The following is a 20617-nucleotide window of genomic DNA, read 5'->3' on the forward strand; positions in this document are numbered from 1 at the left end:
GTACCCCGGAAATCACAACATCACGTGGCGAGCGCGGTGATGGACCGAGGTGCGCGGGGGTCATAACGTCAAGAGGTGGACGTCGCCGACCTGAGTCCCGAGCAGGCGCGAGAGCGCTTCCGCGCCGGCGAGCGGGTGCCCACCGCGGGCTGGTGCCGGGGCTGGACGCAGGCCAACCTCATCGCCGTGCCCGAGCGGCTGGGCTACGACCTGCTGCTGTTCGCCCACCTCAACCCGCAGGCGTGCCCGGTCCTCGACGTGGGTGAGCCGGGGGCCTGGTCCACCCGCCTGTTCCCCGGGGACCTGCGTACCGACCTGCCCGGCTACCGGCTCTACCGCGACGGCGCGGCGGTCGCCGACCTCGACGACGTGGTGGCCGAGTGGCGCGACGACCTGGTGCCGTTCCTCATCGGCTGCAGCTTCACCTTCGAACGGGCGCTGCTGGCCGCCGGGGTGCCGGTGCGGCACCTGGAGCTGGGGACGAACGTGCCGATGTACGTCACCGGCATCCCCTGCCAGGCCGTCGGCAGCCTGTCCGGGCCGCTGGTCGTCTCGATGCGTCCGGTGCCGGAGGATCGGGTGAGGACCGCCGTCGAGGTGAGCGGCCGCTATCCGATGGTGCACGGCGGGCCCGTGCACGTGGGCGATCCCGCGGCGCTCGGGATCGGCGACCTGGCCAGCCCCGACTTCGGCGACCCCGTGGAGGTGCGGGCGGGGGAGACGCCGGTGTTCTGGGCGTGCGGCGTGACGCCCCAGGCGGTGGTGATGGCCAGCGGGGTCGAGTACGCGATCGGCCACCTGCCGGGGCACATGGCGATCATGGACGCGCGGGACGACGACTATCGGGTCGCCTCCTGATCCCCCTCCGTCCGCCATCGGGTGACCCCGTGATCTCCGGAACGCGACGCCGATATCCCCGCCGCCGCGAGCTGTTCGGCGATCGGCGGCGCGCCCCGGCGGTTGTCGATCTCCAGGTGGGGCACGACGGGCGGCTCGTCCACCCGGATGTCGCGCAGGTAGGCGTCGAACGCCGCCAGCTTGCCCGCGTCGCGCGCGAACCCCCGGGCCGTGAGGCGCTCGCGCAGCGTCGCGCCGTCGGACCGGACCCACAGCAGCCGCACCGGCGGCCCGCCCAGCTCCGCCACCCACTCCGCCCACCGCGCCGCGTCGTGCACCTGCGTGGTGAACGGGCCGTCGAGCAGCACCGGGCAGCCGTGACCGCGGATCTGCCTGGCGGTCCTGGTCAGGCCGGCGTATTCGAAGCGCTTGACGTTCTCGTCGTACCAGGGGCCCTCGCGCTCGCCGTCGGGCCTGCCGTGGCCGCGCAGGACCCGCGCCACGAAGTCGCCGTAGACGGTGTCCTTGTCGAGCAGGGCGGGCACCGGGTCGAGCCGGGCGAGCAGCGCGGCGGCCACCGAGGACTTGCCCGCGCCCGGCGGCCCGCTGACCACCCACACCGAAGCCATACGATCAGCTTAGGGGCGCACCGTACGGCTCTTCCGCGCCCCGTCCACACCCCACGAGATGATCTTGGTGGGAGTGATCCGGATGATCTCCCTCGAGAAGAACGCCACGGGGGGCTCGTGGTCCGTCAGGGCCTCGGCGGTGCCGCGGATCTCGATGCCCCGCGGCACCCAGGGATCCACCGTGGCCAGGTCGTCCACGACGAACGCGACCGTGCTGCCCGCCTGGATGTTCCTGAACTTCTTCGACTTCCCGAGGGCGTGCCCGCCGATGGTGATCGTTCCGGTGGCCGCGTCGACGAAGAACCCGGTCGGGCTGTTCTGCACCTGCCCGTCGGGCGCGACCGTGGCCAGGCGGCCGAGGTGCTGGGTGGACAGGTAGTCGAGTTCCGCTTGCGTGAAGATCATGCACATCAGTCTGCAACCTTGACATAGGTGGAGGTCAAGTAAGCCCGGAGGTCAGCCAGCGCAGCGGGTTGTCGTGGGTGATCAGGCGGAGGGTGTCCTCGCCGGTGCCCGCGTCGCGCAGGCGCGGCAGCAGGTCGTGGAAGAGGTGGGCGTAGCCGGGCCCGCCGTACTTGCGCGTCTGCGCCACCCGGCTCAGCCCGGTGCTGAGGAGGAGGCGGTCCGCGAGTCCGTCCTCGATCAGGCCGAGCGCGATCCTGGCCGCCTGGTCGGGGCCGTGCCGCCGGGCGAGCCCGAGAGTGCCGAGGCTCACGTACGCGCCCGCTTCGGCGATCTTCCTGGCGGCGGCCGGCTCGGCGCCCGCGTAACCGACGGCGACCCGGGAACCCGGCAGGTTCTGGCCGAGCAGGATCTCCAGCACCGACAGGGCGTTCCTGCCGTGCGTGGCGACCGGCAGGCGCGAGCGGAGCGAGGCGCGGGCCGCGGCGACCAGGAACCGTTCCTCCCGGGGGGTGGGTTCGGCGCCCCAGCAGCCGACCTCGCCGATCACGCCGGGGAAGACGCCCGTGCCGTCCACGCCGCTGGAGATCTCCTCCATGAGCAGGCCGGTGAGCGCGTCCACGTCGGCGTCGCCGACGGTCGTGTACGGCTCGGCGAACAGGCCGGTCGAGGCGATCACGGCCACCCGGCTGCCCGCCGCGACCCGGGCCAGGGTGCCGGCGTCGCGGCCCATGCCCAGGCACGTCAGGTCGACCGCCAGGGAGAGCCCGCCGGACTGCCGCAGCTCGCGCAGCTCCGCGGTGACGGTGGCCTCCTCGTCGAGCCACCGGTGCGGGTCGGAGTCGATGCCGACCGCCCAGCGCATGTCGGTGCGCAGGTGTTCATGGGGGAGCACGGCGCCCTCGATGGAGGCCGCGCGTACAGGGCCGGTGACAGTGCGGAGCAATACGTCGGGCATAGCAGACATTAACCGATATTTGCCGGTGAGAGCCTGCTCTAGCAGGAGATTTTACCCGTTTGCGGGTTTGGTGATTTGCTAGCCGTCTGCAAGTGTGGCTGAGGGCAGCACCGTATCCTGGGGGGCACACCGACTGCCGGGGGGAAATGTGACGATTCAGAGCTCCGACACCGGCGACGCCGACGTGATCAAGCGGAGGGCCGCCGATCGGTCCGGCATGCCTGGTCGGCGCAGGGGGATCCACGGCTGGCTGGACGGCATCCGCTCGACCCGTACGGGCGCGCTGACGCTGAAGATCGTGGTCGGCGTGATCGGGACGGTCATGGTGGTCGGGGGGCTGATCATGGTGCCGTTCCCCGGGCCGGGGTGGCTGGTCGTGTTCGCCGGGCTGGCGGTGCTGGCCACGGAGTTCCACTGGGCGCACAAGCTGCTGGAGTTCGGCAAGCGCGTGTTGCACGCCTGGACGGAGTGGTACAAACGGCAGGGCTGGACGGTGCGCATCGTGGTGCTCGCCGTGACCCTGGCCGCAGCGGGTCTGATCGTCTATCTCGGCCTGCGCACGGTCGGCTTCGACGTCATCGGGTTCGCGCTGAACTACGTGCATACCTAGTCGGCATCACGCCGGAATTCCCGCGGATTCGTGCCTATTCTGCGGGCGTGATCGCCACCATCGCCATCGCGCTGTCCCTGACGCTTCCCACCCCCATCGCGGCGCCGCCCACGCCGGCCGCGTCCCTGCCCGCACCGGCAGCCGTACGGGCAGACCTGGAGCTTCCCGGCACAGGCGGCATGAATTATCGCGAAAAAGCGGGCGATCCCGTACGGCTCACCGCCTACGGCCTCGGCACCCGGGACACCTATCTGAGATCCGCCACCGGCAACGCCTTCGCCCGGCAGAAGACCCTCTCCGAGGTGTCGGTCTCGCCCGGCGGACGGCTGGCGGCGGGGGTGCCCAGGGCGTACCGATCCGGCCACGACGCGCTCCTCGTCACCGACCGCGCCACCGGCGAGACCACCACGATCCGCACGGTCAAGAAACCCATGACCGCCTCCTACGCCTCCTGGTCCCGCGACGGCAGGCAGGTCGCGCTCACGGTCGAGCAGAAGGTGAGCGGCACGTGGCGGGTGCTCGGCTTCGCGGTCGTGGACGTGGCCGCCAAGACCGCCCGCACGGTCAGGATCGCGGGCCTGAGCGCGAACGCCGGCTTCTGGTGGAGCCCCGACGGCCGGCTCGTGTCCAGGCACGGCGCCGGCCTGCGCGTCTATCGGGCGTCCGACGGCGCGGTCATGCGCACGTACGCGGACGCGGGCCCGCCGACCGGCCCTGAGGACGCCTTCTCCCCATCCGGCAAGCGGCTGGCCACGTGGTGCCCCGAGCGTTTCCGGGAGCAGCTCTGCCTGATCGACTCCGCCACGGGAAAGGTCGCCGCACGGGTCGGCGCGGCGCCGCGCGCGGTGTGGGGCTGGTGGGACGACGAGCATGTCATCGCCGTCCTCGCGCACGAGGACGCCTATCGCCTGGCGGTGCTCGACCTCAAGGGCAAGGTCACCCGCGTGCTGGCCGACGTGCCCGCGAGGACGTGGGACGCCGACCTCTGGCTCTCCTTCGTCAGGACGTCGCCGGCGTCATAGATAGAGGCCGGTGCCGTGGTCGGTCTCCTGGGTGGCCACCGCGTGCAGGTCGCGCTCGCGCATCACCAGGTAGACCCGCGCGTGCACCTCGACCTCGGACTGGTCCTCCGGGTTGAACAGCACCTTGTCGCCGACCTTGACCGAGCGCACGTTCGTGCCGACGCCGCAGACCTCGCCCCAGGCCAGGCGGTTGGCCATCTTGACCGTCGCGGGGATGACGATCCCGGAGCCGCTGCGCCGCTCCCCGGCCTCCTGCTCCATGCTGATCATGACCCGGTCGTGCAGCATCTGAATCTCGAACTTGGGCTCTTCCACAGGCCCAAGTTTACGATCCGCCGGACGCCCGATTTCCAGGTCGGCCGCCGCCCGCCACGGGGGCGCTTACCGGGGCGCCCGGATCGTGGCGCCCGGCGACCTGCTGCTCTCCGTCACGTTCACCGGTGACTACGCCGAGCAGTACGACCAGGCGGGCGCCGTGCTGCGGATCGACGAGCAGCACTGGATCAAGGCCGGCGTGGAATACGTCGACGGCGGCTTCCACCTCAGCACGGTCGTGACCAGGGAGTTCTCCGACTGGTCGGTGCTCCCGCTCGGACGCGCGGCGCAGCGGGTGACGGTCACGCTCGAGCGCGCAGGCGACGCGGTCACCGTGCGTTACGGTCTCGACGGCGACCCGCCGGAGACCATGCTCCGCCTGGCGCACTTCCCGCCCGGCCGGCCCGCGATGGCCGGCGCCATGGCCGCCGCCCCCGCGGGCGAGGGCTTCGCCGTGCGCTTCAGCGACGTGCGGGCCGAGGGCTGCTGAACGCCGCCCGCAGACGAACACCCCGAACGAGACAACACGGGCGGCATGCGACAATGCAGCGTGCACGACGTAGAAGCCCGCGTACTCGACGCCATCGACACGGCGGAGACGGTCAACCTGCTGGCGGAAGCCGTCAGGGTCCCCAGCGTCACGGGCACCGACGCCGAGTCGGACCTGCAGCACCACTACGCCCGCCTGCTCGCCGGCACGGGCATGGACGTGGACGTGTGGAAGCTGGACCTCGCCGAGCTCGGCGACCGCCCCGGTTTCCCCGGCACCGAGGCCCCGCGAACCGAGGGGTACGGCGTCGTGGCCGTGACCGAGGGGGAGGGCGTCCCCGCGCTGGCGCTCCAAGGTCACGTCGACGTGGTCCCCACCGGCGACCTCGCCAAGTGGGAGGGCAGCGACCCGTTCGCCGCCAGGATCAGCGGTGACGTGCTGCACGGCAGGGGCGCGTGCGACATGAAGGCCGGGCTCGTCGCCAACCTGGCCGTGGCCAGGGCGATCCACCGGGCCGGGATCCGGCTGGTCAGGCCGCTGGCCGTGCACTGCGTGATCAGCGAGGAGGACGGCGGGCTGGGCGCGTTCGCCACCCTGGCCAGGGGTCACACGGCCGAGGCCGCGGTCATCAGCGAGCCGACCAGCGGCGCGGTCATCACCGCCAACGCGGGCGCGCTGACGTTCCGGCTGGAGATCGCCGGGCTGGCCGCCCACGGCGCCACCCGCCAGGAGGGCGTCAACGCGGTCGAGGTGTTCTGGCCGGTGTTCGAGGCGATCAGGCGGCTGGAGGCGGCGCGCAACAACGACGTGCCCGGGCTGTTCCGCGGCACCGCGCTGCCGTACCCGATCGAGATCGGCACCGTGCGCGCGGGAGACTGGGCCAGCACCGTGCCCGACCTGCTGGTCGCGGAGGGGCGGCTCGGGGTGCGGCTGGACGAGGACCCGGCCGCGGCGCGGGCGGTGTTCGAGGAGACGGTCGCGCGGGTCGCGCACCCCTGGCTGCGGGCCAACCCGCCGGTGGTGACGTGGCCGGGCGGGCAGTTCGCCAGCGGCCGGCTGCCCGCGGGGCACGAGCTGCTCGGCGAGGTGAGCCGGGCGGTCGCCGACACGACGGGCGCCGTGCCGGTGGAGTCGGCGGCGCCGTACGGCAGCGACCTGCGTCTCTACGCGGCGGGCGGCATCCCGACGCTGCACTACGGACCCGGAGACGTGCGGTTCGCGCACGCCCCCAGGGAGCAGGTCGCGCTGGGCGAGCTGCTGGACGTCACGCGCGCGCTGGCCCTGCTCGCGGTGCGCCGCTGCGGAGCGCGCTGACCCCCGGCGGGGCTAGCCGAGCGGGCGGGCCTTCTTCAGGTTGGCCACCAGCTCCTCGAGGAACGCCGCATAGCCCTGGTAACTGAAGGGCACCTCCGCGCGCCACGGGTAGAACTGGCCCGCCTCGACCGCGGGCAGCTTGGCGAAGGTGGGCTTCTTCAGCATCTCCTCCGGCTTGAGCGACTGGGTGCGCGTGTCGTAGAGGATCACGTCGGCGTCGTAGGTGTCGGCGTTCTCCCAGCTCAAGGTCTGGAAGAAGCCGCCGTCGTCCACCTTCGACGGCGTGACGACGTCGAGCCCGGCCGCGGTGAGGTGCACGATGTCCGGATATTCGGGCGGGTTGACCACCCACATCTGGTCGGGGCCGCCGGACATCATGAGGATCTTGAGGTCCTTGAACCGCGCGAGCTCCTCGGTGGCGGCCTCCATGCGGGCCTTGGCCTCGGGCACGCCCGACATGTCCGCGCCGAGCGACGTGGCCAGCTCCTCGTACGTGCCGATCACCTCGGTGGCGCTCCTGCCGGTGAGCATGATGCCCGCGGTCGGGGCGACCTGCTCGACGGTGTCCTTGGACTTCTCGGGCACGTACCAGAGGGTGCCCTTGACGTACATGCTGCTGACCAGGAGTTCGGGCTGGAGGGAGATGTACTTCTCGACGTTGAACTCGTCCCACACGTTGCCCAGGCCCTCGACCTTGGTGATGTCGACGTTGCCGACCTGCGGGTCCTTGGTGCCGTCCTTGAGCTTGTGCGGGCCGAAGACGGCGATGGGGCGCACGCCGAAGTCCCACAGAGCCGCGGCCGAGCCCACCTGGGCGACGATCCTGGCAGGTGGCCGGGCCAGCTCCAGCTTCTTGCCGCGGTCGTCGGTGAACGACCAGCCCTGGCCGGACGGCGCGGAGGAGCCCGCCGCGGTGGGGGCCGTCTCCGTGCCGCCTCCGCACGCCGCGAGTGTCAGGGCCGCCGCGAGGCCTGCCGTGGCCGACAGGAAACCCCTGCGCGGCAGTACGGGTCCCGACATCTGCATCTCCTCCGTGGTTAGGCTTGCCTTGTTTACAGGCCATTAGATTAGCCTTGCCTAAGTTTGACCGCTACGAGAGGGGGCCGGGTGCGTCCGGCTGAAGACACGGCCGTACCGGTCGCCGGGGCCGGTGAGGAGGCGAGCGCCGCCCGCGACCGCAAAGGGCGGCCCGCGATCCTGGCCACCGGGCTGGTCGTCGCGGTGGGGGCGCTCGCACTGATGGCGATGGCCAGCGTGGCACTGGGAGCGCGCGGCGTGTCGTTCGGCACCGTGATCGACGCCTTCCTGGCCCCCGACGGTTCCAACGACCACACGGTCATCCGCGAGCTGCGCGTCCCGCGCACGCTGCTCGGCATCGGCGTGGGCGCCACCCTGGGGCTGGCGGGCGCGCTCATGCAGAGCCTGACCCGCAACCCGCTCGCCGACCCCGGGCTCCTGGGCATCAACGAAGGCGCCGCGCTCGGCGTCACGCTGGCGCTCGGCCTGTTCGGGCTCTCCGACCCCGCCGTCTACGTGTGGTTCGCGTTCGGCGGGGCGGCGCTGGCCTCCGCCGCCGTCTACGCCCTCGCCTCCTCCGGCCGCTCGGGCTCCAGCCCGGTACGCCTGACGCTCGCGGGCGTCGCGTTCGGCATGGTGTGCACGGCGATCGCCTCGGCCATCCTGCGCATGGACTCCCAGACCTTCGACCGCATGCGCTTCTGGCTGACCGGCTCGCTGGCCGGGCAGACGGCCGACACGCTGGCGCGGCTGGCGCCGTTTATGGCCGCCGGCCTGGTGCTCGGCCTGATGCTGGCCCGGCCGCTCAACACGCTCGCCCTCGGCGACGACGCGGGCAGGGCGCTCGGCGTCGCCGTCAACCGCACCAGGATCCTCACCGGGGTCGCCGTCACGCTGCTGTGCGGCGCGGCCACCGCCGCCGCGGGGCCGCTGTGGTTCGTCGGGCTGATCGTGCCGCACGCCGTGCGCGCGGTGGTGGGGCCCGACCAGCGGTGGGTGCTGCCGTACTCGGCGCTGGCCGCGCCCGTGCTGCTGCTGGCCGCCGACGTGGCGGGCCGGCTCATCGCGCGGCCGGGAGAGGTCCAGGTGGGCATCGTGTGGGCGGTGATCGGCGCGCCGATCTTCATCATGCTGGCCAGGCGGAGGCGGGTGGCGGCGCTGTGACCATCCGCGTCGGATCCTGGTCCGTACGGCTCGCGCCCCGCGCCCTGCTCGTCGGCGCCGCGCTGGTCGTGCTCGCCTGCGCGGTGAGCGTGGCGGCCCTGGCGACGGGCGAGTACACGGTGCCCGTACCGGACATCGTCACCGCGGTCTTCGGCCAGGGCACACCCGTCGCCGAGCTGATCGTCGGCAAGCTCCGCGCCCCGCGGGTGGTGACGGGGCTGCTGGTGGGGGCGGCGTTCGGGCTGAGCGGCGCGATCTTCCAGAGCCTCACCAGGAACCCGCTGGGCAGCCCCGACTTCATCGGCTTCACGGCCGGGGCGTCGACCGGCGGCATCATCGCGGTGGTCGCCGGCGGCTCCGCCATGACGATCGCCGGCGGCGCCCTGGCGGGGTGCGTGGTCACCGCCGTGCTGGTCTACGCGCTGGCCTACCGGGGCGGCGTGCAGGGCTACCGGCTGGTGCTGGTCGGCATCGGGGCGAACGCGTTGCTGCTCGCGGTCAACTCGTACCTGCTGACCCGGGCGAACATCAACGACGCCGCCACCGCGGGCGCCTGGCTGACGGGCAGCCTGAGCGGGCGCGGCTGGGACCACGCGGGGCCCGTGGCGCTGGCGCTGGCCGTGCTGCTGCCCGTGAGCGCGTACGTGTCGCGGCCCATGCGGATGATCGAGATGGGCGACGACGCGGCCAGGGCCATGGGGATCAGGGTCGAGGCCGTGCGCGCGGTGGCCATCGCCGCGGGGGTGCTGCTGTCCGGGGTGGCCACGGCCGCGGCGGGCCCCGTCATCTTCGTCGCGCTCGCCGCGCCCCAGCTCGCCCGGCGGCTCACCCGCTCGCCGGGCGTGACGATGGGCGCCTCGGCGCTGACCGGCGCCGTCCTGCTGACCGCCGCCGACCTGGCCGCGCAGCGGCTGCTGGCGCCCACGCAGCTGCCCGTCGGCGTGCTGACCGCCGCCATCGGCGGCACCTACCTCGTCCTGCTCCTGCGAAAGGACCGCCACTGATGGCCACCGCCCCGGCGAAAGGATCTCCGCTGATGGCCTCCCGCCTGTCCGGCACCAGCCTCACCCTCGCGTACGACCAGCGCGTCGTGGCCACGGGCCTGGACGTGTCGATCCCCGACGAGTCCTTCACCGTGATCATCGGTCCGAACGCCTGCGGCAAGTCCACCCTGCTACGGGCGCTGGCCAGGATGCTCAAGCCCAGGACGGGCGCCGTGCACCTCGACGGGAGCGTCATCACCTCCCTGCCGTCGAAGGAGGTGGCCAGGCGGCTCGGCCTGCTGCCGCAGACCTCGATCGTGCCCGACGGCATCACCGTGGCCGACCTGGTGGCCCGCGGCCGCTACCCGCACCAGCGGCTCATGCGGCAGTGGTCGAAGGCCGACGAGAGGGCGGTGACCGAGGCCATGCGCGCCACCGACGTGACCGAGCTAGGCGACCGGATCGTGGACGAGCTGTCGGGAGGCCAGCGGCAGCGGGTGTGGCTGGCCATGGCGCTGGCGCAGGAGACGCCGATCCTGCTGCTGGACGAGCCGACCACGTTCCTGGACATCTCTCACCAGATCGAGGTGCTCGACCTCTGCGCCGACCTGCACGAGGCCGGGCGGACCATGGTGGCCGTGCTGCACGACCTGAACCAGGCCTGCCGCTACGCGACCCACCTGATCGTGATGCGCGGCGGCGAGATCGTCGCCGAGGGGGAGCCGGGCGACGTCGTCACGCCGGAGCTGGTGCGGCAGGTGTTCGACCTGCGCTGCGAGATCATCCAGGACCCGCAGACGGCCACGCCGCTGATCGTCCCGGAGGCCCGCCGCCGCGTCACCGCCTCCGCCTGACAGGCGCCTTCGGCCGCCGCCTCCACCAGGCGCGCCGCCTTTCGCCACCGCCTCTGCACCGCCTCTGCACCGCCTCTGCCCGGCGCGCCGGCGGCCTCAGAGGCGCGCAGCGTCAGTGCGCGCCTCTGACCTCGACGATCTCGGCGAGGGGGAACTCCAGGTAGTCGCCCGCCTCCTCGCACCACGCGTCGAGCGCGCCGCCCTTGAGCTCGCCGTGGCTGATCGTGGCGGTCAGCCCGTCGGTGAGGGTGATGCCGGCGCGCACGCCGCGGTCGACCACGAAGCCGAGCAACGACTGCTGGGCCGTCGGCAGCCTGGTGGCCATCCGGCCGATGACCGCCCAGGTGCGGCCGCCCGAGCCGGCGTCGGCCCGGCTGGCGACGATCAGGCGGCGGGCGTGCTCGAAGGGGTCGGGCGGCGGCTCGGCCAGCATGTAGGGGGGCGCTTCGAGTTCGGTGATGCCGGTGAAGTCGGACAGCTCGGCCACCTGGCCGCCGGGCAGCAGGATCAGCTTGCCGTTGTGCGGCTCGTCCAGGTGGGTGGACCTGGCCCGGTGGATGGTGATCTCGCCGGTGTCGGCCACGGGCACGGGGGAGTAGCCGACCTCGCGCAGCGCGGCGAGGGTGCGCTCGGCGGGTGCGGCGCTGACGAGCACCGTGGGGGCGAGCAGCCGCAGGCCCAGCTTGCCCAGCCGCCGGTGGGCGGCGATCTCGGCCAGCAGCGTCGGGTCGGCGGCCTGGACGACGCAGCCGACCGTGGTGACCGTCACCTCGCCGTGCCGGCGCGCGGTGTCGCGCACGAGGTATTCCAGCGGCTGGGGGATGGTGCCGACCCCGGCCAGCTCGTCGAGCAGTTCGTCGGGCTCGTGGCCGCGGTCGAGCGCGCGGCGCACGCTCTCCGTGGTGAACCGCCACACCGAGGCGGCGCCCCGCGACTCGCGCTCGGCGGTCCGGTCGAGCAGCTCCGCCAGCTCGGCCGACGGCGGGCCGGTCACGACCGCGGTGAGGTCGGGGCCGAACAGGGCGCTCCTGCGGACGCTCGCCAGCGCTCTCGTGGCCGCCTCGGACAGCACCGGGTCGTGCTCGACCATGGGCACGGCGGCGTCGTTCTCGTCGCCCGGCCTGGCGGTCAGGCCCGCCAGCGCGCGGCCCAGGTCGGTGAGCGCGTTGTTGGCCAGCAGCCCCAGCAGCCTGGCCTCGTCGAGCACGGCGGGGGCGCACTCCCGCAGCAACTCCAGGTCGATCAGCGGCGCGTGCCAGTGCACGCTGCCCATGAGGCTGTCGCGGCCGGCGAACGCCGTGCCGGCGGGCAGGTGGGCCAGCACCGACAGCACGGCCCGGCGAACCCTGGCCACCGCGCTGCCGGTGGGGTCGTCGCCGAGCACGGTGCCGTACTTGCCGTCGACCCTGCGCAGCGACGAGCGCTCCATGCGCCACCACGCCGACAGCAGCACCCTGAGCCTGGCCGAGCCCTCGTCGAGCCGCCACCGGTCGTAGCGTTCGGTGGGGATCATGCCGCCGGACTGCTCGTCCCAGGCCAGCAGCCTGGCGACCGCGCAGATCTCCAGCAGCAGCCGCGTCTCGTCCTCGTCGCAGCCGGTCTCCTTGGCGATCCTGCGCACCTCGCGCACGCCCACGCCGCCGGTCTTGAGCAGCGGCAGCGGCGTCTTCGCGGTGTTGTCCAGCAGGGCCGCGCACCGCTCCACCACGTGCGGCGCGGCCAGCGTCATCAGGTGGTCGACCTCTTCGGGGTCGACCGGGATGGTGGCGACCTCGGGCGACTCGGGCATGTAGGGCGGGTGGTAGCCGGGGCCGCGCAGGCAGATCGCCACCTCGCGGGGGATCTCGGCGACGTGCCAGCTCGGCCGGAACAACAAGCCGTGGTCGGCGCACCACTTCTCCGGCGTGCCGGGGATGACGAAGCGGCCTCCGTCGACGTTGAGCGTGGGGCCCTCCCACGCGAACCGGTCGAGCAGCGGGACGGTGCCCTCGGGGGCCTCGGGCAACATCGCCCGCACCCGCTCGCCGTCGCCGAGCGCCTCGGTGACGCGGGCGATCGCGCGGCGTTTGTTGCCCTGCGCGGGCAGGCCGAGGTTGCGGGCCAGGGCGTGCAGCGCGTCGTTGCTGATCGTCCAGGAGTTGAGGTAGTGGTCGAGCGGCTCGCCCAGGCTCAGCGGCGCCGACCACCAGCGCGTCACGCCCTCGGCCAGATGGATCACGCCGTCGTCGCCGGGCCAGGCCAGCGCGTGGTCGTAGAGGTGTTCGAGCCAGGGGGTCACGTCGTCGACCCGGGCGTCGACGAATGTCGCCAGCCGGTCGGCCGTGGGACGGCTCATGGCCAGGGCCGCCTCGGCCAGTTGCAGGCAGGGGAGCGGGAGCCTTCGCAGGGTCTCCATGACGGCGAAGCCGTTGCCCAGTCGCTGGGCCAGGGTGTCGAGCCGCCGGGGCCAGGGCGCGGCGATGGCGTCAGGCCTGTTGGCCAGGACGCGGCCGAGCCGGTCTTCCTCTAGTGTTCGCAGCCAGCCGAGCAGGTGATCTTCCATCTGTCAGCACTCTCATGGGGTCGCGCGCAAGGGACTCACCGTGAGCCATGACCATCCACGGTAATGCAGATCACCCCCGGTCAGGAGAGGACTGCCCAGACGATCTTTCCGTGAGGTGCGAGTGCGGACCAGCCCCAGCGGAGGCTGAGTGATTCGACGATGTGGAGTCCGAGGCCACCGGTGTCAAGGGGGCCAGGGTATCGCAGCACCGGCACCGATGACCCTGGATCGGTGAAGGCGCTGGTCACGAGCGGCCCGCGGCGCACCAGGGACATGTGGACGGCGCGTTCGCGGCGTGGGTCGTCGAGGCAGAGGCCGTGGCGGAGGGCGTTGGTGGCCAGCTCGGAGACCACCAGTTCCATGTTCTCGACGAGTTCGGTCAGCCCCCAGCCGGTCAGGACGCCGGCGCCGAAGCAGCGGGCCGAGTGGACCGAGGAGGCGGTGGGCGGCAGCACGAACGTGGCGCTCGTCGACGGGCCGGGGGCCAGCAGATCGCGGGCCGCCTCCGGCCACCAGCCGACCGGAGGCCACCAATCGAACGTCGTCCACTGGCCGGGCGCCGTGGTGGATTGCACGTAGATCATTCTGCGTCAAACTCTCGTGCAACTGCAAGAGCGAATGCACGTGCAGACAACGCGTGCACGCGCTACGGTTTCCCCCAAAAGGTCAATATGGGGGAAAGGGGATCTTGTCCGCGGCCCATGATCTTTGGGCCGTGAAGTGACAGACTGAGTCGCAAGGAAACGACCAAGGAGCGGCACGTGTCCATTGATCCGCCCGGTTCCGGCTCGACCGTTCGGCGCATCATGCTGGGGGCGAGTCTCAGGCGCCTGCGTGAAACCAGCGGCCTGGACCGTGCTCAGGCCGGATTTCACATCCGGGCGTCCGAGTCCAAGATCAGCCGCATGGAGCTCGGGCGCGTCGGCTTCAAGACACGTGACGTGGAAGACCTGCTCACCCTGTACGGCGTCGTCGACGATGCCGAGCGCCGTGCCCTGCTGGAGATGGTTCGCGAGGCCAACACCCCCGGGTGGTGGCACAAGTACTCGGCGGAGTTGCCGACGTGGTTCACCACGTACGTGGGCCTGGAGGAGGCCGCCAGCGTGATCCGCACCTATGAGGTGCAGTTCGTGCCGGGCCTGCTGCAGACGGCCGCGTATGCGCGTTCGGTCTTCCAGCTCGGCAACCCCGACGCGAGTCCGGAGAGAATCGAGCGCCGCGTGCACATGCGCATGCAGCGCCAGGAGCGCTTCACGCAGAAGGACGGGCCCCGTCTGTGGGCCGTCGTCGACGAGGCGGCGCTCAAGAGGACCATCGGCGGGCGGGAGGTCATGGCCGAGCAGCTCCAGCATCTGCTGGAAGTCGCTGCCCTTCCCAACATCACCCTTCAGGTGATGCCCTTCAGGTTCGGCAAGCATGCCGCTGAAGGGGGCGCGTTCAGCATCTTGCGGTTTCCCGAGTCCGACTTGTCGGACGTTGTCTACGTCGAGCAGCTCTGGGGTGCCCTGTACCTGGACAAGCGTGAGGACATCGATCCGTATCTCACGGCTATGGAGCAACTGTGCGTGGAGAGCACCACGCCAGGGGGCACCGTCGAGCTCATCGGCGGTCTTCTCAGAAAGATGTAGATGAACCAGACCTACAACGGCATGCCCGCGGCGGACCTGACCCAGGTCGCCTGGCGCAAGAGCCGCTACAGCAACTCGCAGGGCAACTGCGTGGAGCTCGCGGAGCTTCCCGATGGAGGGATCGCGGTGCGCAACTCGCGGTTCCCCGACGGCCCTGCCCTCATCTATACCCGCGACGAGATCCGGGCCCTGGTGCTCGGGGTTAAGGACGGAGAGTTCGACGGACTGCTCGTGTAACACCGTGTTCACCTGCGGCTCGCCCGCTTAACGGGGGCGAGCCGGAGGTGTAACCGCCCCGCCTCCCGCCGGGGTGAGGATCGGGGTCATGCTCGACCAGATGACGTGGTACCCGATCGCCGACGACGTGTTGTTCGCGCCGGGCGGCAAGGTCGTGATCCGCACCTACGGCGTGGCTCCCGCCACCGCGGGCGCCTCCGTCTCCTACCGGACCTGGGTGACCGGCATCCGCGACCAGCCGCGGTACTGGCACTGGGGTCACTTCGAGGACGCCGCCGCCGGGCACCGCAGGGTCCTGGAGTGGCTCACCGGGCGTGGCCCGCGACCTTCCCCGGCGCCGGCCGACGCCGGACCGGGCGCGGTCAGGACGCCTGGAGGCAGTCGGCCGGGGCGTTCCACGTCATGAGCACCGGCTCGGCGTGCTCGAAGCCGAGCCGCGAGTAGGTGCCCGTGTCGAGCCTGAACAGCCGCCCCTCCGCGGGGCCGAGCCCCAGCCAGCGGGCGGCCAGGACGCGCAGGAAGTGGCCGTGCGCCACCAGCGCCACCCGTCCCTCCGCGGCGCGCGCCCGTTCGATCACCCGGTCGGCGCGGGCGGCGACCTCCTCGGCGCTCTCCCCCGGGTGCTCGGCGTCGCCGGGGATCACGCCGTCGCGCCACAGGTACCACCCGGGGCGGCTCTCGCGGATCTCGGGCGTGGTGATGCCCTCGTAGCCGCCGTAGTCCCACTCCCACAGGTCGGCGTCCACCTGGTAGCCGTCGAGCCCGGCCAGGTCTGCCGTGCGCCGCGCGCGCTGGGCGGGCGAGACCAGCACGAGGCCGAACTCGCGCCCCTTGACCAGCGGCGCCAGCGCCCTGGCCTGCTCCTCGCCGTCGCCGGTCAGCGGCAGGTCGGTGCGGCCGGTGTGCTTGCCTGCCTGGCTCCACTCTGTCGCGCCGTGCCGGAGCAGCAACATCTCGTCCATGCTGTCCATCATCCGGTACGGCCCGTCGCGGCCCGCCGCCAGGTGGCGAGCGCGCGCGGGCACGGTTGTGGTGTCCGGATATAGCGGCAAGCGTCGTTTTCGGGGTGATATGGGAGCGTAAGAGCGCTACTAGAGGGTTAGATGTCCAATATCGCGGGTTGTAGAGGTCAAGGAGGGGCGCATGGAGCCGGTGGCGGTCGGGCTGGTCGGAGCGGGGCCGTGGGCGGAGCTGGCGCACGCGCCGATGCTGGCCAGAGGGCCGCACACGCGGCTGGCCGGGGTGTGGGCCCGCAGGCCGGAAGCGGCGGCCAGGTTCGGCGCGCCGGTGTTCGAGCGGGTGGAGGACCTGTTCGACGCCTGCGAGGCCGTCGCGTTCTGCGTGCCGCCCGCCGTCCAGGCCGAGATCGGCGTCCGCGCGGCCCGCGCGGGCAAGGCGCTGCTGCTGGAGAAGCCGCTGGCCGACTCGCTCGAAGCCGCCGAGCGTCTGGCCGGCGCCGTGGCGGAGGCGGGCGTCGCCTCCCAGATGGTGCTCACCATGCGGTACGCCACCCAGACCCGCATCTTCCTCGCCCGGTGCGCCGAGATCGAGGCGTTCGGCGGCCACGCCGCCAACATCTCCGGCGCCCTCCTCGGCGACCACCACTTCGCCACCCCGTGGCGGCTCGAACGCGGCGCGCTCCTGGACGTCGGTCCGCACGTCATCGACCTGCTGGACGCCGCGCTCGGCCGGGTGACCGGCGTGCGCGCGCACGGCCACCCCCTCGGCTGGACCGGGCTGCTGCTGGAGCACGAGAACGGCGCCGTCAGCGAGGCGTCCCTGTGCATGACCGCCGTCGGCGACCTGCCCCCGTCGTCGTTCGCCGTGTACGGCCGCACCGGCAACGCCGTGCTGCTGCCGTTCGACGACGACCCCCTCGAGAACGTGGCCGCGGAGTTCGCGGAGACCGTGCGCGACGGCGGCGGGCACCCGCTCGACGCCGCCCACGGGCTCCGGCTCCAGCGGATCATCGCCGAGGCGGAGGCCCAACTGGCCCCTTGACGCCCGGCGCCATCGGGGGATTGATAGCGTTTGTCCGACGCGCAGCGTTGCAGCGAAGTCCGGTGCGAATCCGGCGCTGTCCCGCAACTGTCATAGCCAGGTCGCCTGCCGCTGCGCCGACGTCATCAGCCCTCGTGGAAAAGGGTGATCCGTCGCTCCATGCGGGTCTCTCGGTTCCGACAGTGTGAAAGGACTACTCGTGAGGCCCGTACGAACGGCCTTCGCGGGCGCGCTGCTGGGAACGCTCGTCCTGGCCGGCTGCGGCCAGGCCGGCACGACAGCCACCCCCGCGTCCTCGGCCCCCGCCGCCCCCTCGGGAGAGTTCCCCGTCACGATCGAGGCCGGCAACGGCCAGGTCACCATCGGCAAGAAGCCGGAGCGCATCGTCTCGCTGTCGGCCACCCACACCGAGACGCTCTTCGCCATCGGCGCGGGCCCCCAGGTCGTCGCCGTGGACAACCAGTCGAACTACCCGCCGGAGGCCCCCAAGACCGACCTGTCGGGCTTCGAGCCCAACGTCGAGGCCATCGTGGCCGAGAAGCCCGACCTGGTCGTCGTCTCCGACGACCTCAACAAGATCGTCGCCGAGCTGGGCAAGGTGAACGTGCCCGTCCTGGTGCAGCCCGCGGCCACCGAGCTCGACGACACGTACGAGGAGATCCTCGAGCTCGGCGCCGCCACCGGCAACGAGGCCAAGGCCGAGGAGGTCGTCTCCGGCATGAAGACGGCCATGGACAAGCTGGCCGCCGAGGCGCCGAAGGACACGAAGCTCACCTACTACCACGAGCTTGACCAGACGCCGTACGCCGCGACGTCGAAGACGTTCATCGGCCAGATCTACGGCATCTTCGGCCTCACCAACATCGCCGACAAGGCGCCCGCGTCCGCGGGCGGCTACCCCAAGCTCTCCGCCGAGTTCGTCGCCCAGGCCGATCCTGACCTGATCTTCCTGGCGGACGTCAAGTGTTGCGGGCAGAGCAAGGAGACGCTGGCCAAGCGGCCCGGATGGAAGAACCTGGCGGCGCTCAAGAACGACCAGGTGATCCAGCTCGACGACGACATCGCCTCCCGCTGGGGGCCACGCGTCGTCGACCTGGCCGAGGCGATCGGCGCAGCCGTGACCGAAGCGGGCGCGGGGAACGGCACGAGCTGACCGTGACCACGCAGGCCCGCCCGTCCAGGGCCAGACCCGCCTGGGTGGCGAGCGCCCTGGGCGTGCTGGCCGCCACCATGGTCGCCGGGCTGCTCGACGGTGCCGCCGACATCTCGCCGTGGCAGGTCGTGCTGCAGGTCGCGGACTGGCTGCCGCTCGTCCGCGTCGACTCCGGGCTCGCCCCCGTCGAGCAGGGGCTGCTGTTCGAGCTGCGGCTGCCCCGGGTCCTGGTCGCCGCCGTGGTCGGCGGGCTGCTGGCCATGGCGGGGGCGGGGTACCAGGGCGTGTTCCGCAACCCGCTCGCGGACCCCTACCTGCTGGGCGCGGCCGCCGGCGCGGGGCTCGCGGCGACCGCGGCCATCGTGCTGCTTCCCGCCGCGGAGGGCAGCGTGCCGATCGCGGCCTTCGCCGGGGCCGTGGGCGGCGTCTTCCTGGCGTACACGCTTGGCAACGCCGCCGGGCGCGCGGGCGGCACCGCCACGCTGGTGCTGGCCGGAGTGGCGGTCACGTCGTTCCTGACCGCGATCCAGACGTTCGTCCAGCAGCTCAATGTCGAGGAGCTGCAGCGCATCTACTCCTGGATCCTCGGCGACGTCGGCGGCGGGTGGGACCAGCTCTGGCTGGTCCTGCCGTACGGCGCCGTCTCCGCCGTCCTGCTCCTGCTGCACGGGAGGATGCTCGACGTGTTGTCGGTGGGCGACGAGGAGGCCACCAGCCTCGGGGTGCGCGCGGCGAGGGTGCGTTTCACGGTGTTGCTGGCGGCGTCGCTGGCCACCGCATCGGCCGTGGCGGTGAGCGGGCTGATCGGGTTCGTGGGCATCGTCGTCCCGCACGTCGTGAGACGGCTGGCGGGCGGCTCGTACCGGAGCGTGCTGCCGCTCTCGCTGATCGGCGGCGCGGCCTTCCTGGTGCTGGCCGACCTGGTCGCGCGCACCGTGCTGGCGCCCGCCGAGCTGCCGATCGGCGTGGTGACCATGTTCGTGGGAGCGCCGTTCTTCGTCGGCATCCTGCGCGTGACCAGGCGGGCGGCCACATGATCGGGGTCAGCGCCGTCTCCGTGCTGCTCGGCGGGCGCGACGTCGTCGCGGACGTCGGCCTCGACGTGCGCCGCGGCGAATGGCTGGCCATCATCGGGCCCAACGGCGCCGGCAAGTCCACGCTGCTCAAAGCGGTCATGGGACTGGTCGCGCACCGGGGCGAGGTCACGATCGACTCCCGGCCGGCCGCCGCGCTCAAGCCCCGCGCGCGGGCCAGGCTGGTGGCGTACGCGCCGCAGTCGCCGGCCCTGCCGCCCGACATGTCGGTCTTCGACTACGCGCTGCTCGGGCGCACCCCGTACATCCCCTACCTCGGGAGGGAGAGCGGGCACGACCGGCGGGTCACCGCCTCCGTGCTCGACCGGCTCGACCTGACGGGGCTGGCCACCCGCCGCGTCGGCGAGCTGTCCGGCGGGGAGCGGCAGCGCGTCGTGCTGGCCAGGGCGCTCGCCCAGGAGGCGCCCGTGCTGCTGCTCGACGAGCCGACGACGGCGCTCGACCTCGGGCACCAGCAGCAGGTGCTGGAGCTGGTCGACCGCCTGCGCAGGGCCGACGGGCTGACCGTCGTCACCACCCTGCACGACCTGACCGTGGCGGGGCTCTACGCCGACTCCCTGCTCCTCATGGCCGGGGGCCGCGCGGTGGCCGCGGGCAAGCCCGCCCAGGTGCTGACCGAGGCGCTGGTGGGACGGCACTTCGACGCCCAGGTCAAGATCGAGCCCGGGCCCGACGGGCGGCCCGTCGTGCATCTGGTCAGGGGAGGACCGTGAAGCTGACGTACCGCGTGGAGGAGGACGACCGGCTCGGGTCGCTGCTGTGGGAGTTCGGGCCCGGGTGGCGGATGATCTCCTCCGCGATGCTGGGCGGCGGGATCGGGACCCGCGCGTGGGTGCTGAACGCGCAGGTCGTGGCCGGCTACGCGCGGATGGACCCGGCCGAGCACCTGCGGTCGTTAGGCCCCCCGGGTGACGGGGTCGGGATGATGACCGCCGCGTCCGTCGACCGCTACACGCGCGCCGCGGACGGTGGAGTGGAGGCGGTGGCCACCGTCGGGCTGCGGGTGCCCACGTGGGCCGCCGCGCCGGAAGGCACCGAGGATCCCGAGCTCGCGCCCATGCGGGTGGGCACGGTCAACATCGTCACCGTGCTGCCGGTGGCGATGACGGACGCCGCGCTGGTCAACACGGTCATGACGGTCACCGAGGCGAAGACGCAGGCGCTCATCGAGGCCGGGTTCCCCTGCACGGGCACGGCTTCCGACGCGGTCTGCGTGGTGGTGCCCGCCGATGTGCCCGCCGGCGGGCCGCGCGAGGTGTTCGGCGGGCCGCGCTCGGAGTGGGGGGCGCGCGTGGCGCGCGCGGTGCACCAGGCGGTCCTGAGCGGAGCCGAAGCGTGGCGCCGCCATCACTCAAAGTGATGTTCTC

The 20617-nt window shown here is 72.3% G+C and carries 24 protein-coding genes and 1 riboswitch; of the genes, 16 read left to right on the top strand and 8 right to left on the bottom strand.

Annotated features, from left to right (window positions below):
• Positions 1-75: 75 nt before the first annotated feature.
• Positions 76-858, top strand: coding sequence for a putative hydro-lyase (locus tag ABGB14_RS05740; RefSeq protein WP_347642475.1), 783 nt, complete (start codon positions 76-78; stop codon positions 856-858).
• On the opposite strand, the gene ABGB14_RS05745 is transcribed toward ABGB14_RS05740, so the two are convergent.
• The 3 genes from ABGB14_RS05745 to ABGB14_RS05755 are packed head-to-tail and all read right to left on the bottom strand — an operon-like array spanning position 840 to position 2826.
• Complete coding sequence (locus ABGB14_RS05745; protein ID WP_347642476.1) at positions 840-1466, bottom strand: ATP-binding protein; 627 nt, start codon at positions 1464-1466, stop codon at positions 840-842. The two genes, ABGB14_RS05740 and ABGB14_RS05745, sit on opposite strands and share 19 nt — an antisense overlap.
• Positions 1467-1475: 9 nt before the next feature.
• Positions 1476-1871, bottom strand: a complete 396-nt coding sequence (locus ABGB14_RS05750; protein WP_347642477.1) for a PPOX class F420-dependent oxidoreductase — start codon at positions 1869-1871, stop codon at positions 1476-1478.
• 34 nt (positions 1872-1905) lie between these two features.
• Positions 1906-2826 (bottom strand): aryldialkylphosphatase, encoded by a 921-nt coding sequence (locus ABGB14_RS05755; protein WP_347642478.1) that lies wholly within the window; start codon positions 2824-2826, stop codon positions 1906-1908.
• A gap of 148 nt (positions 2827-2974) precedes the next feature.
• Between ABGB14_RS05755 and ABGB14_RS05760 the strand changes: the two genes are divergently transcribed.
• Together ABGB14_RS05760 and ABGB14_RS05765 are read left to right on the top strand one after the other, a co-directional pair.
• Positions 2975-3436 (top strand): TIGR02611 family protein, encoded by a 462-nt coding sequence (locus ABGB14_RS05760; protein WP_347642479.1) that lies wholly within the window; start codon positions 2975-2977, stop codon positions 3434-3436.
• 47 nt (positions 3437-3483) lie between these two features.
• On the top strand, positions 3484-4458 hold the full coding sequence (locus ABGB14_RS05765) for a hypothetical protein (protein WP_347642480.1): 975 nt from the start codon (positions 3484-3486) through the stop codon (positions 4456-4458).
• Here ABGB14_RS05765 and ABGB14_RS05770 read toward each other — a convergent pair.
• Positions 4453-4773 carry a co-chaperone GroES gene (locus ABGB14_RS05770; protein WP_181958388.1) on the bottom strand — a complete coding sequence of 107 codons (321 nt, stop codon included), beginning with the start codon at positions 4771-4773 and terminating at the stop codon, positions 4453-4455. The genes ABGB14_RS05765 and ABGB14_RS05770 overlap by 6 nt on opposite strands.
• 85 nt (positions 4774-4858) lie before the next feature.
• Between ABGB14_RS05770 and ABGB14_RS05775 the strand changes: the two genes are divergently transcribed.
• Positions 4859-5263, top strand: coding sequence for a DUF1349 domain-containing protein (locus ABGB14_RS05775; protein ID WP_347642481.1), 405 nt, complete (start codon positions 4859-4861; stop codon positions 5261-5263).
• A gap of 60 nt (positions 5264-5323) precedes the next feature.
• Positions 5324-6577 carry an ArgE/DapE family deacylase gene (locus tag ABGB14_RS05780; RefSeq protein WP_347642482.1) on the top strand — a complete coding sequence of 418 codons (1254 nt, stop codon included), beginning with the start codon at positions 5324-5326 and terminating at the stop codon, positions 6575-6577.
• A gap of 12 nt (positions 6578-6589) precedes the next feature.
• On the opposite strand, the gene ABGB14_RS05785 is transcribed toward ABGB14_RS05780, so the two are convergent.
• Positions 6590-7597, bottom strand: a complete 1008-nt coding sequence (locus tag ABGB14_RS05785) for an ABC transporter substrate-binding protein (RefSeq protein ID WP_347642483.1) — start codon at positions 7595-7597, stop codon at positions 6590-6592.
• A gap of 87 nt (positions 7598-7684) precedes the next feature.
• Between ABGB14_RS05785 and ABGB14_RS05790 the strand changes: the two genes are divergently transcribed.
• From ABGB14_RS05790 to ABGB14_RS05800, 3 genes are read left to right on the top strand one after another with little or no spacing between them, the layout of a single operon-like run.
• Positions 7685-8758, top strand: a complete 1074-nt coding sequence (locus ABGB14_RS05790) for an iron chelate uptake ABC transporter family permease subunit (RefSeq protein WP_347642484.1) — start codon at positions 7685-7687, stop codon at positions 8756-8758.
• A complete protein-coding gene (locus tag ABGB14_RS05795; protein ID WP_347642485.1) occupies positions 8755-9762 on the top strand; it encodes an iron chelate uptake ABC transporter family permease subunit in 1008 nt (335 codons plus the stop codon). Before ABGB14_RS05790 ends, ABGB14_RS05795 begins: the two co-directional genes overlap by 4 nt.
• A gap of 32 nt (positions 9763-9794) precedes the next feature.
• Complete coding sequence (locus ABGB14_RS05800) at positions 9795-10595, top strand: ABC transporter ATP-binding protein (protein WP_347642486.1); 801 nt, start codon at positions 9795-9797, stop codon at positions 10593-10595.
• A gap of 112 nt (positions 10596-10707) precedes the next feature.
• Here the strand turns inward: ABGB14_RS05800 and ABGB14_RS05805 are convergent, their stop codons facing one another.
• Both ABGB14_RS05805 and ABGB14_RS05810 read right to left on the bottom strand, forming a co-directional pair.
• The gene (locus ABGB14_RS05805) at positions 10708-13137 is read right to left on the bottom strand and encodes a helicase-associated domain-containing protein (RefSeq protein ID WP_347642487.1); all 2430 of its coding nucleotides are present in this window, start codon (positions 13135-13137) and stop codon (positions 10708-10710) included.
• Positions 13138-13217: 80 nt separating this feature from the next.
• A complete protein-coding gene (locus ABGB14_RS05810) occupies positions 13218-13721 on the bottom strand; it encodes an ATP-binding protein (protein WP_347642488.1) in 504 nt (167 codons plus the stop codon).
• Positions 13722-13943: 222 nt separating this feature from the next.
• Between ABGB14_RS05810 and ABGB14_RS05815 the strand changes: the two genes are divergently transcribed.
• The 3 genes from ABGB14_RS05815 (at position 13944) to ABGB14_RS05825 (ending at position 15408) form a co-directional block, all read left to right on the top strand.
• A complete protein-coding gene (locus ABGB14_RS05815) occupies positions 13944-14765 on the top strand; it encodes a helix-turn-helix transcriptional regulator (protein WP_347643127.1) in 822 nt (273 codons plus the stop codon).
• Positions 14766-15002, top strand: a complete 237-nt coding sequence (locus ABGB14_RS05820) for a DUF397 domain-containing protein (RefSeq protein WP_043632079.1) — start codon at positions 14766-14768, stop codon at positions 15000-15002.
• Between the two features lie 88 nt (positions 15003-15090).
• Positions 15091-15408 carry a hypothetical protein gene (locus ABGB14_RS05825; RefSeq protein WP_347642489.1) on the top strand — a complete coding sequence of 106 codons (318 nt, stop codon included), beginning with the start codon at positions 15091-15093 and terminating at the stop codon, positions 15406-15408.
• On the opposite strand, the gene ABGB14_RS05830 is transcribed toward ABGB14_RS05825, so the two are convergent.
• Positions 15365-15964, bottom strand: coding sequence for a histidine phosphatase family protein (locus tag ABGB14_RS05830; RefSeq protein WP_347643128.1), 600 nt, complete (start codon positions 15962-15964; stop codon positions 15365-15367). The genes ABGB14_RS05825 and ABGB14_RS05830 overlap by 44 nt on opposite strands.
• 181 nt (positions 15965-16145) lie before the next feature.
• Here ABGB14_RS05830 and ABGB14_RS05835 point away from each other — a divergent pair, with 181 nt between their 5' ends.
• From ABGB14_RS05835 to ABGB14_RS05855, 5 genes are all read left to right on the top strand, one after another.
• The gene (locus ABGB14_RS05835) at positions 16146-17003 is read left to right on the top strand and encodes a Gfo/Idh/MocA family oxidoreductase (protein ID WP_347642490.1); all 858 of its coding nucleotides are present in this window, start codon (positions 16146-16148) and stop codon (positions 17001-17003) included.
• 10 nt (positions 17004-17013) lie between these two features.
• A riboswitch (cobalamin riboswitch) is annotated at positions 17014-17131 on the top strand.
• Positions 17132-17202: 71 nt separating this feature from the next.
• Positions 17203-18156: an ABC transporter substrate-binding protein gene (locus ABGB14_RS05840; protein ID WP_347642491.1), complete on the top strand. Its 954-nt coding sequence runs from the start codon at positions 17203-17205 to the stop codon at positions 18154-18156.
• Between the two features lie 2 nt (positions 18157-18158).
• Positions 18159-19193: an iron ABC transporter permease gene (locus ABGB14_RS05845; RefSeq protein ID WP_347642492.1), complete on the top strand. Its 1035-nt coding sequence runs from the start codon at positions 18159-18161 to the stop codon at positions 19191-19193.
• Complete coding sequence (locus tag ABGB14_RS05850; RefSeq protein ID WP_347642493.1) at positions 19190-19963, top strand: ABC transporter ATP-binding protein; 774 nt, start codon at positions 19190-19192, stop codon at positions 19961-19963. The genes ABGB14_RS05845 and ABGB14_RS05850 overlap by 4 nt, the downstream gene beginning before the upstream one ends.
• Entirely contained in the window at positions 19960-20610 is a 651-nt protein-coding gene (locus ABGB14_RS05855; RefSeq protein WP_347642494.1) for an adenosylcobinamide amidohydrolase, read from the top strand. Before ABGB14_RS05850 ends, ABGB14_RS05855 begins: the two co-directional genes overlap by 4 nt.
• The last annotated feature ends 7 nt before the right edge of the window (positions 20611-20617 follow it).

It is taken from the genome of Nonomuraea sp. B10E15 (genome assembly GCF_039871615.1).
Lineage (GTDB): Bacteria > Actinomycetota > Actinomycetes > Streptosporangiales > Streptosporangiaceae > Nonomuraea.